This is a genomic window from Halomonas sediminis, assembly GCF_044871105.1.
In the GTDB taxonomy this organism is placed as follows: domain Bacteria; phylum Pseudomonadota; class Gammaproteobacteria; order Pseudomonadales; family Halomonadaceae; genus Vreelandella; species Vreelandella zhuhanensis.
This window is the reverse complement of sequence record NZ_CP085246.1, coordinates 551,560-565,937: the sequence shown is the minus strand read 5'-3', so window position 1 is coordinate 565,937 and position 14,378 is coordinate 551,560. Positions and strand designations below refer to the sequence as shown.

The following is a 14,378-nucleotide window of genomic DNA, read 5'->3' as shown; positions in this document are numbered from 1 at the left end:
GGCACGGCGCTTTGATTGAACAGGCTTTTTATATCAGGCCGACAGTTTGCTTCCAACGCCGTGAGGATTTACATCATGCATCGTCGCTATAACGCTGAGCGCTGCAAGCGGATGCCTTTGCTGTTCACGCTGTTGAGTGCCCTGTGGCTGAGTGGATGCGCTGCTCAGGCGACACCTTCTCCAGGCGCCAACAACAATGCAGTCGAAGCCTACACGCAACTAGGGGTGGCTTACCTGGAGCGCGACAACCTCTCGCGTGCCTTGAATGCCTTGGATCGCGCCTTGCAGATAGCCCCCACCCATAGCGAAGCCTTGCAAGCGATTGCACTGGTGTACCAGCGCCAGGGGGAAAGCGCCTTGGCTGATGAGTACTTTCAACAAGCACTACGCGCCGACCCGAATTTTACCCGAGCACGCAACAACTATGCCGCCTTCCTGTATGATCAGGCACGTTTCAAGCAAGCCTGCGAGCAACTGGAAAAAGCGTCGCAAGACGCTCAATATGCCAATCGCACCCAGCTATTTACCAATCTAGGCCAATGTTACCTGGCGCTGGGCGAAACAGAAGCGGCGCGCACCAGTTTGCAGCGTGCCCAACAGATTGACCCGCGTAACCCGCGTAGTTATTTGATGTTAGCCGAACTGGAATATTCTCAGGGCCACTACCAACGTGCCCGGCAACCGCTGGAAACTTTTTTACGCCTTGCCGGCCCTAATCAGATGGCATTATCGATGGCTATCGATATCGCTCACGCCGAGGGCGAACACGCCCAGGCGGCCGACTATCAGCGCCAGCTTGATGCCTTGCGCTGAACCGGCATACGGCTTACGCCCTGACCACTGCTTATTATAATGAAGGATGCTCAGCCATGAGCGAGACTCACAACCATGAAACGCCCGAGAACAGCGTGAGCCGCGTGTCTCCCTCTCCCGGCGAGCTATTGCGCCGCGAACGCGCTCAGCTGGGCCTGCCGCTTAGCGATGTGGCCGAAGCGCTCAATCTACGCCCCGCCGTCGTGGATGGTCTCGAACGCGACAATTACGACGAGATTCCCGTTCCTGCCTACCGGCGCGGCTATTTACGCGCCTACGCCAGGCACTTGGGGATGGACGAACAGGAAGTGCTCGATGCCTACAAGGCCCAGGCTGGAAGTAGCGAGCCGGAACGCAAGGTGACCTCGATCCAGGCGTCCAGACCTCCGTCACGCCTGGGCGCCTGGTTATTCAAGCTAGTCACCTTACTGGTGATAGTTGGGCTTATTGTGGTCACTGCGATGTGGTGGCAAAGCCGTGGCGGCAACGAGCCACCCGGTTTCGGCGGCACTTCTTCGGAGTATGAAGAAACCGGCTCGCAAACCGGCAGCGAGGTGCCGGAAAGTCTTTCAGAAAGCTCTTCGGCAACGCAGCCCGAAACAGCGCAAGCGTTGGCCGAACGCAGCAACGCTCTGGCTGAAGAAGAAGCGACCGGTATGTCGCAAGGCACACAGCCAACCTCGCCTGATGCCATGGCAAGCCGCGACTCCGCCGAGGTAGATCCCATCGTGCCTCAGGCAGAGAAGGAGCCGACCCAGGGAATTGCGTCAACTGACGCCGAGGCAACGACTGAGACGGCAACTAACCAGGCCGTCGAAGAGCAAGAGACCGCGCCTGCCACCAACGCCAACACCTTGGAGCTGAGTTTCAACGAGCAGTCCTGGACGGAGATCTTCGATGCCACGAACCAGCGCATCCTAGTTGGCTTGCAGTCACCCGACACTCAAGTCAGTGTGGAAGGTCAACCGCCGTTTCGTCTGACCATAGGCAACGCCACCGGTGTCGAGCTGCGTTATCAGGGCGAACCGGTCGATCTGCCTGCCCGCGCCGGCGCCAATAACGTCGCCCGTTTCACCTTGGAAGAGTAATCCCTCCTATGCACGCTCCTTCTCCGATCAAACGCCGTCTCTCACGTCAGATCCATGTGGGCAACGTTGCTGTCGGCGGTGATGCCCCGATTTCCGTGCAGAGCATGACCAACACCAACACTCTGGATGTGGCAGCCACCGTGGCTCAGATTCAGCAGCTGGAAATGGCCGGTGCCGATATCGTGCGCGTTTCCGTGCCTGACATGGACGCCGCCGAAGCATTCGGCAAGATCAAGCGTGAAGCAAACGTGCCGCTGGTCGCCGATATTCACTTCGACTACAAGATCGCCCTGCGCGTGGCCGAGCTGGGGGTGGACTGCCTGCGCATCAACCCCGGCAACATCGGCCGCGAGGATCGCGTGCGAGCAGTGGTCAATGCCGCCCGCGACAACGGCATTCCGATCCGGATCGGCGTCAACGCAGGCTCCTTGGAAAAGGACCTGCAGAAGAAATACGGCGAGCCCACGCCGGAAGCCCTGGTCGAATCCGCCATGCGCCATATCGACCATCTCGAACGGCTCGACTTCCCCGAGTTCAAGGTCAGCGTCAAGGCCTCGGATGTGTTCATGGCGGTCGCCGCCTATCGATTGCTGGCGACACGAATCGAACAACCCCTGCACCTGGGGATCACCGAGGCGGGTGGGCTGCGTTCCGGCACGGTCAAGTCATCGATCGGTCTGGGCATGCTGCTGATGGATGGCATCGGCGATACCATTCGCGTGTCGCTGGCCGCCGACCCGGTCGAAGAGATCAAGGTCGGTTACGACATGCTCAAGAGCCTCAAGCTGCGTGCCAAGGGCATCAACTTCATTGCCTGTCCCAGCTGCTCGCGCCAGAACTTCGACGTCATCAGTACCATGAATGCCCTCGAAGAGCGTCTGGAAGACGTCATGACGCCTCTCAACGTCTCGGTGATCGGCTGTGTGGTCAACGGTCCCGGCGAAGCCAAGGAGACCGATATCGGCCTGACCGGCGGCAGCCCCGCCAATCTGGTGTATATCGACGGCAAACCGGCCAGCAAGTTGCGCAATGACAATCTGGTGGATGATCTGGAAGCCTTGATTCGGGACAAAGTGCGCGAAAAACAGTTGAAGCAACAAGATACGATAGCCCGCAGTGTCTAGCTTCTCTCGATGGCCCGCTTGCAAGCGAATCACGCCTAGCCGGCCATTGAGGTCCCAGCCCTGCTCGTCAAGGAGTTTGCATTGAGCAAGAAAATCCAGGCCATTCGTGGCATGAACGACCTGCTTCCCGACGTCAGCCCGCGCTGGCAGTTCTTCGAGTCTCGGGTGCGCGACCTGATGCAGCGCTACACGTTCGACGAGATCCGCATGCCGATCGTCGAACAGACAGCGCTTTTTGCCCGCTCCATCGGCGAAGTCACAGACATCGTCGAAAAGGAAATGTATACCTTCGAGGACCGCAACGGCGATAGCCTGACGCTGCGTCCGGAAGGCACCGCCAGCTGTGTGCGGGCGGCTCTGGAGCACGGACTTTTATACAACCAGACCCAGCGGCTGTGGTATCAAGGCCCCATGTTTCGTCACGAGCGCCCACAAAAAGGCCGCTACCGTCAGTTTCATCAGGTCGGTGTGGAAGCTTACGGCTTCGAGGGCCCGGATATTGACGCCGAAGTTATCCTGCTTTCAGCCCGCCTGTGGCAAGAGCTGGGCTTGACCGAACACGTGACCCTGGAGTTGAATTCGCTGGGCTCTTCCGAAGCCAGGGCGGCCTACCGTGAAACGCTGCTGAGCTACTTCGAGGCCCACCGTGAGCTGCTCGATGAAGATTCCCTGCGCCGCCTTGCCAGCAACCCGCTGCGGATTCTCGACTCCAAGAACCCCGCCATGGCGGAGATGCTCAACGGTGCTCCCCGGTTGTTCGATCATCTGGACGAGGAGTCGCGTACCCATTTCGAGCAGCTCACCGCCATGCTCGATGCCGCTGGCATTGCCTACGTTCTCAACCCACGTCTAGTGCGAGGGCTGGATTACTACTGTCGTACCGTCTTCGAATGGACCACCACCGCCCTTGGCAGCCAGGGCACTGTCTGTGCCGGTGGCCGCTATGATGGCTTGGTCGAACAACTCGGTGGCAAGCCGACCCCCGCAGTGGGGTTCGCCATGGGTATCGAACGCCTGATTCTATTGCTCGAAACCCTCGACCTGGTACCGGAAGAGGCGCTTGGCGGCTGTGATGTCTACCTGCTGCCGATGGATGAAAGCGCCACGATTCCTGCCCTTACCCTGGCGGAAACGCTGCGTTCGGCAGTGCCAGGTCTGCGCCTGCAGTTGCACTGTGGTGGCGGCAGTTTCAAGAGCCGCATGAAAAAGGCCGACAAGAGCGGCGCCACCCTGGCGTTGCTGCTAGGACCCGACGAACTGGCCAGCGACGCCATAACGCTTAAGTTTTTGCGCCAGGAACGCGATCAGCAAAACCTGCCACAGGCAGCGCTTTCCGCGACCCTGGCAGAGCTGTTGAACCTGGCTACGGCGACCCGACCGGCGTAACGTACGCCCGCCGGCAACACACAGAAGTCGCGTAACCCTACGCTCAACGTCCAACGATAAGACAAGACAGGAGACCGCCCGTGGCGGAGCTGAGAACCGAAGAAGAACAGCTGGATGCGATCAAGCGCTGGTGGAAGGAAAACGGCACCTCCCTGATCGTTGGCGCGGCACTCGCTGCCGCGGGTATTTTCGGCTGGAATGCCTGGGAGACCCATCAGGAAAACCAGGCCGAAGCTGCCTCATTGCGCTATCAGCAGTTGACCAATCTGAGCACGACCGACGAGCTCGATGAAGAGGCGCTTGGCGAGGCTCGCAGTCTGGTCAGCGACATCACCGATAACCACGCGGACACCCTCTATGCCGAGATGGCGCTGCTGTTGGAGGCCGACATGGCCGCCCAGCAAGGGGACCTGGAAACAACCCGGGCCACGCTTGAGCAGGTACTCGCCGTCTCCTCACGGCCTTATGTGAAAAGTCTGGCCTGGCTGCGTCTAGCCCGAGTGGAAGTGGCTGATGGCAACCCGGAGCGTGCGCTTGAATCACTTGATGAACCCATCAGTGATTCCCTGGCCGCCCAACGTGCCAACGTGCGTGGCGACGCTTACTTCGCCCTGAACCGTGAAGACGAGGCGCGCAACGCTTGGAACGAAGCCCTGAACCTGGCTGAAAACCAGGAGCAGCCTCTTTACGGTGTCCAGCTCAAGCTGGATGACCTCGGCACTCAGGAGACTGCGCTATGAGAGATTTTCGTCTTTCCCGCCGTTTCGCCACCCTGACCGCTGGCATGCTGGCCCTGGGACTTATTGCCGGCTGTGCCAGCAAAGGCGCACCGGTATATACCCCGGCGGAACTGACCAGCATCGAGGCAACCTCCCAACTGGATACCCAGTGGCGCTACGGCATGGACAGCGGCCTGGGTCGGGCGCGTTATCCCATCGCCCCGGCACGCGAGGGCGACACCCTGTTCGCCGCCGATGTTGAAGGCCAAGTGGTGGCGCTGGACGCCGATGATGGTTCACGCCAATGGCAGGTCGACCTCGATGTTCCCGTTTCCAGCGGGCTCACGGCGGTTGCCGGCCAGCTGTACCTGGGCACCCGCAATGGTGAAGTGCTGGCACTTTCCCAGCAGGACGGCAGCGTCACCTGGCGCTCGCGCGTCTCCAGCGAAATACTGGCAGCGCCTCAGGCCAACCAGCAGTTGTTGGTCGTGCAAAGCGTCGATGGCAACGTCACCGCGATGGATCGGCAAAGCGGGGCAGAACGCTGGGTGTATACCAGCTCACAGCCTGCGCTAACGTTACGCGGTACCGCCACTCCTCAAGTCATTGACCCGGTCACCTTTACCGGCTTAGCCAATGGCCGCCTGGTAACGCTGGACAACCGCAGCGGTCAGCCGCTGTGGGACATGCAAATCGCCACGCCCCAAGGCCGCAGCGAAATCGACCGTTTGGTGGATGTCACCAGCCAGCCGGTTCTGACCCCGGATGGCCGTTTGTACGTCACCAGCTACAACGGGCGCCTGGTCGCACTCGAAGCCACTCGAGGTGAAGTGATCTGGGAGCGCGAACACTCCAGCCGCCACACTCCGATTCTGGTGGGCGACTTCCTGTTCACGGTCAACGATGCCAGCCATGTGCTGGCGCTCGATGCCGAAAACGGCCGCGAAATCTGGCGTAACGAGTCATTGGAAGGTCGCTGGCTCACCGCTCCGGCCTTTGCTGACGGACGCCTGGTATTCGGCGATTTCGAAGGCTACCTGCATTTACTCGATGCCCGGGAAGGTGAAGTAGTGGGCCGTACCCGCATTCACAAGTCCGGCATCAGCGTACGTCCGGTGACCGAAGGTAATATCATTCATGTGCTGGCCAATAATGGTCGCCTGGAAACTCTGGAAGTAACACCATGACCCCAGTCATTGCCCTGGTCGGCCGCCCCAATGTGGGCAAGTCAACCCTTTTCAACCGCCTGACCCGCTCACGCGATGCGCTGGTCGCCGACTTTCCGGGGCTGACCCGGGATCGCAAGTACGGCAACGGCATGTTGGGCGGCAAGGCCTATACAGTCATCGACACCGGCGGCATCAGCGGTGACGAGGAAGGCATCAATGCCGCCATGGCCGAGCAGTCGCTGGCGGCGATCGATGAAGCCGATATCGTGCTGTTCATGGTCGATGCGCGGGCCGGACTCAACGTGGCTGATGAAGCGATTGCCAACCATTTGCGCGTCAACCAGAAAAAGACCTGGGTAGTGGTCAACAAGACAGACGGCCTGGAAGAGCATTCGGCAATGGCCGACTTCTGGAAACTCGGCCTGGGAGACCCCTTCCCGATTGCCGCTGCCCATGGACGCAATGTCTCCAGCTTGATCGACATCGTGCTGGAGCCTTTCCCCGAGCGTGATGAAAGCATTCCCGCCGACACCGGCAGCAAGGGCATTCGTATCGGCGTGATCGGTCGCCCCAACGTAGGCAAGTCGACCCTGGTCAATCGTCTGCTCGGCGAAGAACGGGTGGTGGTGTTCGATGAAGCCGGCACCACCCGCGATGCCATCGAGATTCCTTTCGAACGCCGCGGCAAGCCTTTCGTGCTGATCGATACTGCTGGGGTTCGGCGACGCAAGAATGTCAGCGAAATCACGGAAAAGTTCTCGATCATCAAGACCCTCGAGGCAATCAAGGAATGCCACGTTGCCGTCATGGTGCTCGATGCCCGCACGGGCCTGGTCGAGCAGGACATGCACCTGCTGGATTACGTCCTTACCTCCGGCCGTGCCCTGGTGCTGGCAGTCAACAAATGGGATGGCCTGGAAAGCGAAGCCAAGGACAAGATGCGCAGTGAGATCAAGCGCCGTCTGGGCTTTGCCGACTATGCCGAGATGCATTTCATTTCAGCTCTGCACGGCACGGCGGTGGGCGATCTTTATCCGTCCATCGAGCGCGCCTTCGAGGCTGCCAATGCCCATTGGTCGACCAATCGCCTGACCACCTTGCTGCAGGATGCGGTAAGCCAGAACCCGCCCCCTATGGTGCATGGCCGGCGTATCAAGCTGCGCATGGCTCACCAGGGCGGCAGCAATCCGCCGATCATCGTGGTGCACGGCAACCAGACCGGCTCGGTCCCTGAGTCGTACCGACGTTACCTGATCAACATCTTTCGCAAGGTGCTCAAGGTGCGCGGTACGCCCATGCGTTTCGAGTTCCGTTCCGGTGCAAACCCCTTCGATCAGATGGCCGGCGCCAGCGACAAGGAAAAAGCCAAGAAGCGCGAACTCAACCGCACCAAGGAGGCGCGCAAGAGCCGTCGCTGATGCCTGATACCCCAAGGGTAACGTCACGGGATGCCGGGGCGTTTCAATATCAGGTCTTGTGTCCATGCAGGCGTTTGCGACCCACCCACTGTGCCGCAAACTGCCATGCCGCGCGGCCGCTGCGCCCGCCCCTCAGGGTGGCAAAGCGAATCGCTTCGGCACGTGCCTCAGGCCCCCAATCCTGGGGCTCGCCCAATTGCGACACCCAATGGCAACAGGCTTCAAGATAGACATCCTGATCAAAGGGATAAAAGCCCAGCCACAGGCCGAAACGATCCGATAGCGAGATTTTCTCCTCCACCGCATCGCCGTGATGCAGCTCGTTGCCCACCAGGCGCGAGTCCTGGTTGTCATCCATGGATTCCGGCAGCAAATGCCGGCGGTTCGAGGTGGCGTACAACAGCATATTGGCCGGCGGCCCCGTGAGCGCCCCATCCAACACGCTTTTCAATGCCTTGTAGGCATCGTCATGTCCCTCGAAGGAAAGATCATCGCAGTACACCACAAAGCGGTGAGGTTGATGGCGAAGCTGTTCCACCAGCATCGGTAAGCCGGCAAGATCATGGCGGTCCACCTGAATGATACGTAACCCTTGCGGAGCAAGAGTGTTGAGTAACGCCCGAATCAACGACGATTTACCACTCCCACGTGATCCCCACAAAAGCGCATGATTGGCCGGGTAGCCTTCGAGAAACGCCCGGGTATTGTCCACCAGCGCCAGCTTCTGACGTTCGATGCCCAGTAGATCATCCAGACTCAGGGCGTCACGCGGCGGCACCGGGAGCAACCGCCCACCCAAGGGGTGGCGTTGCCATAACGCCGCCACATGGATATCCCAATCCATCGCCTCGGGTATCGGTGGCAACCAATGCTCGACCTGTTCCAGCACCTTTGCCAACCGGTGGCTTAACTCGGCATCCATGACTATCTCCTCATGACTATAAAACGATAGTTGACCTTACAACGCTTCCGGGTATCTTGTGGGGAATATTCCGTATCGCCTTGCCTTTCATTGGTGCGGTTGATGCATTTTACTTTGCTACCAAGGATTTTCTCCATGCGCTGGTTCCGCCCACTCGCCATTGGCGCCTTATGCGCTGTTCTTGCCGCCTGCACCACCTCACCCACAGGCCGCTCGCAATTACTTTTGCTCTCCGATCAACAGCTCAATGAAATGGGGCGTGAGGCCTTCATTCAATACCAGCAGGACCTTCCCACGGCAGGTGGCGCCAGACAGCGTTACGTGCAGTGCATTGCCGATGCGGTGGTAGCCGAATTGCCTCCCCAGGAGCGCGAACAGGGCTGGGAGATTCAGGTCTTCGAATCCGAACAGCCTAATGCGTTCGCTTTGCCCGGTGGCTATATGGGGGTCAACACCGGGATGTTCGACATTGCCGAGAACCAGGATCAACTGGCCTCGGTCATCGCCCATGAAATCGCTCATGTGCTAGCCAACCACGCCAACGAACGCGCCTCCACTCAGAGCGCTACCCAACTGGGCTTGTCGGTCATTTCCAGTGCTTCCGGCTTGCAAGGCCCCGGCGGCCAGCAATTGATGGGCGTCCTGGGAATGGGCGCGCAATACGGCATCATCCTGCCCTTCTCGCGGCGCCATGAAAGCGAAGCGGATACCATCGGCCTGCACTTGATGGCCCAAGCGGGTTTCGATCCACGTGCCAGCGTTACCCTGTGGCAAAACATGCAGGCCGCTTCCGATGGCTCTCCCCCGGCTTGGTTGTCGACCCACCCCAGCCAGGGCCAACGCATCGATGGCTTGCAGGCAGATATGGATCGCGCCCTGGAGATGTATGATCAGGCGCGCAACAGCGGTCGCACCCCCAACTGTCCACGCCCGTAAATCCGCGTATCTCCCGGCACTGAGCCTATTCAAGGGCTCAGTGCCTTTCAGTGTTCACGAAAGCATCAACGCTTTCGTGAACACGCAAGCATTCGCAAGAGATGTAATTATATGATTCGAATGGGTTTATTGCTGTTGATACTGCCGATTTTCATTCTACTGGGAGTATATTTCTGGGAGCTCGGCGACGTGCGTGAGTGTCAGCTGGGAGGTGGTTACTGGGACTATGTGGTGGGCGTTTGTAGCGACACACCCCAGCCATTCGTGTCCTGGCTGGAGCGTTATCCGTGGCTGGTCAATGGCGGCATGCTGTTGTCAGTGGTGGGTCTCGGCCTGTGCATGGTCGGGTTTTACGTCAAGAAGCGTTAAGTTGGGGCAAAAATAAAGTTTTTCACCGCAGAAAGCTTTTTACTAAAGACATAACGCAAGCTTCGTTTTCACGATGCGGCACATGCCCACAACCCTCGATTATCTCAGTGACGGCAGGCCCCGTCGTGAGGCCAGCAATGCGCTCGGGGTGCCGGGTCGAGCCGTATTCGTCATGCTCGCCATGGATGGCAAGCGTGGGGCAGGTCACCCTAGGTAGCATCGAGTCCAGATTCCAGGTCCGGAAATCTTCCGACAGCCAGGTATCAATCCAGGCACTCAGCACCCATTCGGCCTTTTCAGCGTGATATTTTTTCAGGCGCTCCCGCTGGTTCACCTCGGAAAAAGCCTGCTTGGCGTCGAGAATCCCTGCGAGCGTGCGGTCTTCGACAAATGCCTGGGCGGCCTCGGTGATCAGCGCATCACACTTATCCGAATAAATGCCTGCGGTCACGGCGGCCATTCCGCCTCCCACGCTATGCCCAAACACCACAAAACGATCTAGCGTCAACTGCTTGCGCAGGGCGGCAAAGGTGCCTTTCGCTTCGTCACTTACAAAGCTCAACGACAGTTGCCCCGGAAAGGGGTCGGAGCGCCCGAAGCCCAGCCGGTCATAAGCCACCACCTCACGCCCGGTTGCCTGGGATAGCCGTGCCGGAAAGTCTCGCCATAGTGCGACACACCCCAAGGAGTCGTGGAAAAGCACGATGGGAGAAAGGCCGACTTCGACAGGCTCGACCGGATGCCAGCTAACCGCATAGACGAGGCCCTGGGGCACATCGATCCAATGCTCTTTCACCACACAAGACTCCTTGGATATCAAAGCTTCAGTAATTCAGCGACTGGCGCAAGGTGTCGCGCACCATGCTGGTATCCGGGTGAACGTTGCGCCACAGAAAAAACGATTCCGCGGCCTGTTCTACCAGCATTCCCAATCCATCGAGCAGCTTGGCGCCTCGCGGCCCGGCCCATTGCAGAAACACCGTCGGCTCTACACCGTACATCATGTCGTAGGCCCAGCCACCCTTGGTGAAAAGTTGCTCCGGCAAGGGCGGCAAGTCGCCTGCAAGGCTGGCGCTGGTGCCGTTGATCACCAGATCGAATGTACCTTGGATATCTTCATACCCACCGCCCTGAAGCTTGCCCAGATCGGTGAAGTCATCGGCCAATTGCTGCGCCTTCGCGGCCGTGCGGTTGGCGATGACTACCTCGCTCGGCGCTTTCTGCAACAGTGGCTCGAGAAGGCCGCGCACCGCCCCCCCCGCGCCCAGCACCAGTATCCGCTTGCCGGCCAGTTCCAGCCGGTGGTAGGCCAGATCCCGCACCAGCCCCACGCCATCGGTCGTATCGCCGTAAGTGCGCCCGTTGCCGCCCAGGATCAAGGTATTTACCGCCCCGGCACGCTTGGCGCGATGACTCAGGGTATCGCACATTTCAAAGGCGGTTTGCTTGAACGGCAGGGTCACGTTGGCGCCCCGCCCACCTTCGGCCACAAATTGCCGCCAAGCGTCGACAAAGCCATCCAGCGGTGCCTCAATGGCGGAATACTCAATGGACTGGCCTGTCTGGTGGGCGAATTCCTCATGAATCAACGGTGACTTGGAGTGCTCGACCGGATGGCCGAATACGCAGTAACGGTCCGTCATATTGAAGGCTCCTAGGCTGATTTTTCCCCCTGAGCGGCTTCATCGAGCCAGTCGCGGGGAATGAGGTAGTCTCGGGTAAGCACGGCTTCAGGGCTCTCGGGGTCAGGTTGCCAGTCGTATTCCCACCGAGCCAGTGGCGGCAACGACATCAGGATGGATTCAGTGCGCCCACCGCTTTGCAGTCCAAACAGGGTGCCACGATCCCATACCAGGTTGAATTCGACATAACGCCCACGCCGATAAAGCTGAAAATCACGTTCGCGCTCGCTCCATTCATCATGACGCCGCCGCTCGACAATCGGCAGGTAGGCGTCCAGAAAGCTGTCGCCCACGGCGCGCTGGAAGGCGAAGCAGGTTTCAAACTCCCAATCGTTCAGGTCATCGAAGAACAGACCACCCACGCCCCGCGTTTCATTGCGGTGCTTGAGAAAGAAGTACTCGTCGCACCAGGCCTTGAAGCGTGGATAAACCTCTTCGCCGAACGGCAGGCAGGCGGCTCGCGATACGCGGTGCCAATGCAACACATCGTCGAGCACCGGATAGAACGGCGTCAGGTCGAAACCGCCACCGAACCACCATACCGGTGGCTCGCCTTCCTTCTCGGCGATAAAAAAGCGCACATTGCCGTGGCTGGTAGGCACATGGGGGTTATGGGGGTGCATCACCCAGGAGACGCCCACCGCATGAAAACTGCGCCCGGCCAATTCCGGTCGGGCGGCCGTCGCGGAGGGCGGCAAGGTGGCACCGTACACATGCGAGAAATTGATGCCGCCCTTTTCGAATACGACACCGTTCTCGATCACTCTGGAGCGACCGCCTCCACCGTCTTCACGCTGCCAATTGTCTTCCTTGAAATGCCCCACACCATCCGCCGCTGCCAGGCCTTCACAGAGACGATCCTGCAAGTCCAGCAGGTAGTGTTTTACATCATCGAGACGCTCATGAGCCACGCTGCCTCCTCGCTTAGTGTCCGTTAGTCAAAATAGCGCCCATCATTCGCGCAACACCTGGCCGCTGACCAGGTCACGAATGCAGCTGGGGCGAGGGTTCCCGCCCAGGTTGCCATCCAGGATACCATCCAGTTGGTCGCCGAAAATTTCCAGAACCTCATCAGGGCTCATGGCCGGTGGCTCGTCGCTACGGTTGGCTGAGGTCGAGACCAGCGGCCCACCGAAGGCGTCGCACAAGGCAGCCATGCCGGGGTGGTCGGTCACGCGCAACGCCACCCGGCTATGGCCGCCACGCACCAGTCCGTGGCTGCGGCCGTTATCGGGCACCAGCCAGGTATTCGGCCCCGGCCAGCTGGCCACCAGAGGTGCATGCAGTTCTAGCGGCAACCCTTCAAGCCAGGGCTGAAACTGGTCAATATGGGCCGCCACCAGTATCACGCCCTTGGCCGGGTCTCGCTCTTTAAGGCGCATCAGCCGAGCCAGGGCGGCATCGTTATCCGGGTCACAGCTAAGCCCCCATACTGCTTCGGTGGGGCAAGCAATCACCCCCCCGCCACGCAGGGTGCGAACAGCGGTTTCAAGGTCGACAGCCTGGTTCATCACTTCTCCTGAGGGTTGGAATCAAGCGCTTTGGCATGGTATCACGCACGCAGCAGACGCACCCAGCCACCGGCTTGCTGCGTGACCCAGCCATCCAGTTCAAGCATCAACAGGCGTTGCTGGCAGTCGCTGACCGACACTTCGGATGCCTGTACCAGCGCATCGATGGGTGTCGGCGAGGCTCCCAACCACCGCAGCAGATCGTCGGGCAGCGGCCCTTCCCCGCCAGCGGCGGAATTTTCGGCCGGTACGGACTCAGCCGTCAATAATGAGCCCGCCTCGCCAGCGGCCGTCAGAGCATCATGCGGAAGAAAGCTGGAGGCCCAGTGCCCAAGCTCGCCCAGAATATCCTGGGCATCGCGCACCAGATGGGCATTGCCTTCACGGATAAGCTTGAGACAACCACGCGCTTGAACGTTATGAATCGAGCCCGGCAGCGCAAACAACTCACGGTCCTGCTCCAGCGCCAGGCGCGCGCTGACCAGCGAACCGCTTTTCTCCGCCGCTTCCACCACCAGCACGCCCAGAGACAGGCCGGTGACGATCCGGTTACGGCGAGGAAAAAATGCCGGGCGGGCCTGGGTGCCCGGCGGGTGCTCGGAAAGCAACAGTCCACCGGGGGTTTCAGCCAGGCGTTGATGCAGTTCACGGTGGCGCGGCGGATAGACCACATCCGTACCACACCCCAGTACCGCCACGCTGGCGCCACCAGCATCCAGTGCCGCCTGTTGTGCGATGCCATCTATACCCAATGCCATGCCGCTGACGATGCACCAGCCACGTCGGGAAAGCTCCCCGGCGAAAGCCCGAGCGTTGCCCGCCCCTTCCTGGGTAGGCCGACGCGTACCCACCATGGCAAGGGTGGGCGGGCCTAGTGCCTGGAGATCACCTTGCGCCCATAGCACCGCCGGCGGGTCGGGCAGCTGCCTGAGCAATGTCGGCCAATCCGGGTGATCCGGATGCAGCAAATGGCGCCCGGGTGCGCCATCCAGCCAGGCTTGGGTGTGTTCGAGGATGTCTCTCAGCGGGCTGCGCGCGGGATGTTCAAGCCATAGCCGAAGAGCCTGGGCGGCTTTGTGGGGCATCCCGGCAAGCCAACCTTGTGGCCATTTGGGTTCGCGGGCGGCAAGCTCGGCAATGCGCAATGGCCCCATCCCGGGTAGCGAGGCCACCACCAACCATTCCCTGGCATCCATACGTCCTCCTTGATTTGTTTTTGTCCAAGCCCACTTCAATGCCGG

15 protein-coding genes are annotated in these 14,378 nt (G+C 60.0%); 9 read left to right on the top strand and 6 right to left on the bottom strand.

Going from position 1 to position 14,378, the window contains the following annotated elements; translation table 11 throughout:
- The first annotated feature begins 75 nt into the window (after positions 1 to 75).
- The 7 genes from pilW to der all read left to right on the top strand — a co-directional run bounded on the left by pilW (position 76) and on the right by der (position 7,717).
- On the top strand, positions 76 to 813 hold the full coding sequence (gene pilW / locus LG290_RS02795; RefSeq protein WP_499836158.1) for a type IV pilus biogenesis/stability protein PilW: 738 nt from the start codon (positions 76 to 78) through the stop codon (positions 811 to 813).
- Between the two features lie 56 nt (positions 814 to 869).
- On the top strand, positions 870 to 1,901 hold the full coding sequence (locus LG290_RS02790; protein WP_499836157.1) for a RodZ domain-containing protein: 1,032 nt from the start codon (positions 870 to 872) through the stop codon (positions 1,899 to 1,901).
- An 8-nt stretch (positions 1,902 to 1,909) separates the two neighbouring features.
- Positions 1,910 to 3,025, top strand: a complete 1,116-nt coding sequence (gene ispG / locus LG290_RS02785; RefSeq protein ID WP_499836156.1) for a flavodoxin-dependent (E)-4-hydroxy-3-methylbut-2-enyl-diphosphate synthase — start codon at positions 1,910 to 1,912, stop codon at positions 3,023 to 3,025.
- Positions 3,026 to 3,136: 111 nt separating this feature from the next.
- A complete protein-coding gene (gene hisS / locus LG290_RS02780; RefSeq protein ID WP_499837008.1) occupies positions 3,137 to 4,411 on the top strand; it encodes a histidine--tRNA ligase in 1,275 nt (424 codons plus the stop codon).
- Positions 4,412 to 4,491: 80 nt separating this feature from the next.
- A complete protein-coding gene (locus LG290_RS02775; RefSeq protein ID WP_499836155.1) occupies positions 4,492 to 5,151 on the top strand; it encodes a YfgM family protein in 660 nt (219 codons plus the stop codon).
- Entirely contained in the window at positions 5,148 to 6,317 is a 1,170-nt protein-coding gene (gene bamB, locus LG290_RS02770; protein WP_499836154.1) for an outer membrane protein assembly factor BamB, read from the top strand. Before LG290_RS02775 ends, bamB begins: the two co-directional genes overlap by 4 nt.
- On the top strand, positions 6,314 to 7,717 hold the full coding sequence (gene der, locus LG290_RS02765) for a ribosome biogenesis GTPase Der (protein WP_499836153.1): 1,404 nt from the start codon (positions 6,314 to 6,316) through the stop codon (positions 7,715 to 7,717). The genes bamB and der overlap by 4 nt, the downstream gene beginning before the upstream one ends.
- Before the next feature lie 49 nt (positions 7,718 to 7,766).
- Here der and LG290_RS02760 read toward each other — a convergent pair whose 3' ends face one another.
- Positions 7,767 to 8,639, bottom strand: coding sequence for an ATP-binding protein (locus LG290_RS02760; RefSeq protein WP_499836152.1), 873 nt, complete (start codon positions 8,637 to 8,639; stop codon positions 7,767 to 7,769).
- A 135-nt stretch (positions 8,640 to 8,774) separates the two neighbouring features.
- On the opposite strand from LG290_RS02760, the gene LG290_RS02755 reads away from it, so the two are divergent.
- Together LG290_RS02755 and LG290_RS02750 are read left to right on the top strand one after the other, a co-directional pair.
- The gene (locus LG290_RS02755) at positions 8,775 to 9,575 is read left to right on the top strand and encodes a M48 family metallopeptidase (protein WP_499836151.1); all 801 of its coding nucleotides are present in this window, start codon (positions 8,775 to 8,777) and stop codon (positions 9,573 to 9,575) included.
- A 111-nt stretch (positions 9,576 to 9,686) separates the two neighbouring features.
- Positions 9,687 to 9,944, top strand: a complete 258-nt coding sequence (locus LG290_RS02750) for a hypothetical protein (protein WP_499836150.1) — start codon at positions 9,687 to 9,689, stop codon at positions 9,942 to 9,944.
- A gap of 22 nt (positions 9,945 to 9,966) precedes the next feature.
- On the opposite strand, the gene LG290_RS02745 is transcribed toward LG290_RS02750, so the two are convergent.
- From LG290_RS02745 to dprA, 5 genes are read right to left on the bottom strand one after another with little or no spacing between them, the layout of a single operon-like run.
- The gene (locus tag LG290_RS02745) at positions 9,967 to 10,740 is read right to left on the bottom strand and encodes an alpha/beta fold hydrolase (protein ID WP_499836149.1); all 774 of its coding nucleotides are present in this window, start codon (positions 10,738 to 10,740) and stop codon (positions 9,967 to 9,969) included.
- 28 nt (positions 10,741 to 10,768) lie between these two features.
- Positions 10,769 to 11,587, bottom strand: a complete 819-nt coding sequence (gene aroE / locus LG290_RS02740) for a shikimate dehydrogenase (RefSeq protein WP_499836148.1) — start codon at positions 11,585 to 11,587, stop codon at positions 10,769 to 10,771.
- Between the two features lie 11 nt (positions 11,588 to 11,598).
- Entirely contained in the window at positions 11,599 to 12,537 is a 939-nt protein-coding gene (gene hemF, locus LG290_RS02735) for an oxygen-dependent coproporphyrinogen oxidase (protein WP_499836147.1), read from the bottom strand.
- A 42-nt stretch (positions 12,538 to 12,579) separates the two neighbouring features.
- On the bottom strand, positions 12,580 to 13,137 hold the full coding sequence (tsaC, locus tag LG290_RS02730; protein WP_160417478.1) for an L-threonylcarbamoyladenylate synthase type 1 TsaC: 558 nt from the start codon (positions 13,135 to 13,137) through the stop codon (positions 12,580 to 12,582).
- 41 nt (positions 13,138 to 13,178) lie between these two features.
- Positions 13,179 to 14,333, bottom strand: coding sequence for a DNA-processing protein DprA (gene dprA / locus LG290_RS02725; RefSeq protein ID WP_499836146.1), 1,155 nt, complete (start codon positions 14,331 to 14,333; stop codon positions 13,179 to 13,181).
- Positions 14,334 to 14,378 lie beyond the last annotated feature (45 nt).

Bases quoted from the DNA above. Each gene is read 5' to 3' on its own strand.
- pilW (WP_499836158.1), top strand. From the start codon at position 76: ATGCATCGTCGCTATAACGCTGAGCGCTGCAAGCGGATGCCTTTGCTG.
- LG290_RS02790 (WP_499836157.1), top strand. From the start codon at position 870: ATGAGCGAGACTCACAACCATGAAACGCCCGAGAACAGCGTGAGCCGC.
- ispG (WP_499836156.1), top strand. From the start codon at position 1,910: ATGCACGCTCCTTCTCCGATCAAACGCCGTCTCTCACGTCAGATCCAT.
- hisS (WP_499837008.1), top strand. From the start codon at position 3,137: ATGAACGACCTGCTTCCCGACGTCAGCCCGCGCTGGCAGTTCTTCGAG.
- bamB (WP_499836154.1), top strand. From the start codon at position 5,148: ATGAGAGATTTTCGTCTTTCCCGCCGTTTCGCCACCCTGACCGCTGGC.
- der (WP_499836153.1), top strand. From the start codon at position 6,314: ATGACCCCAGTCATTGCCCTGGTCGGCCGCCCCAATGTGGGCAAGTCA.
- LG290_RS02760 (WP_499836152.1), bottom strand. From the start codon at position 8,639: ATGGATGCCGAGTTAAGCCACCGGTTGGCAAAGGTGCTGGAACAGGTC.
- LG290_RS02755 (WP_499836151.1), top strand. From the start codon at position 8,775: ATGCGCTGGTTCCGCCCACTCGCCATTGGCGCCTTATGCGCTGTTCTT.
- LG290_RS02750 (WP_499836150.1), top strand. From the start codon at position 9,687: ATGATTCGAATGGGTTTATTGCTGTTGATACTGCCGATTTTCATTCTA.
- aroE (WP_499836148.1), bottom strand. From the start codon at position 11,587: ATGACGGACCGTTACTGCGTATTCGGCCATCCGGTCGAGCACTCCAAG.
- tsaC (WP_160417478.1), bottom strand. From the start codon at position 13,137: ATGAACCAGGCTGTCGACCTTGAAACCGCTGTTCGCACCCTGCGTGGC.
- dprA (WP_499836146.1), bottom strand. From the start codon at position 14,333: ATGGATGCCAGGGAATGGTTGGTGGTGGCCTCGCTACCCGGGATGGGG.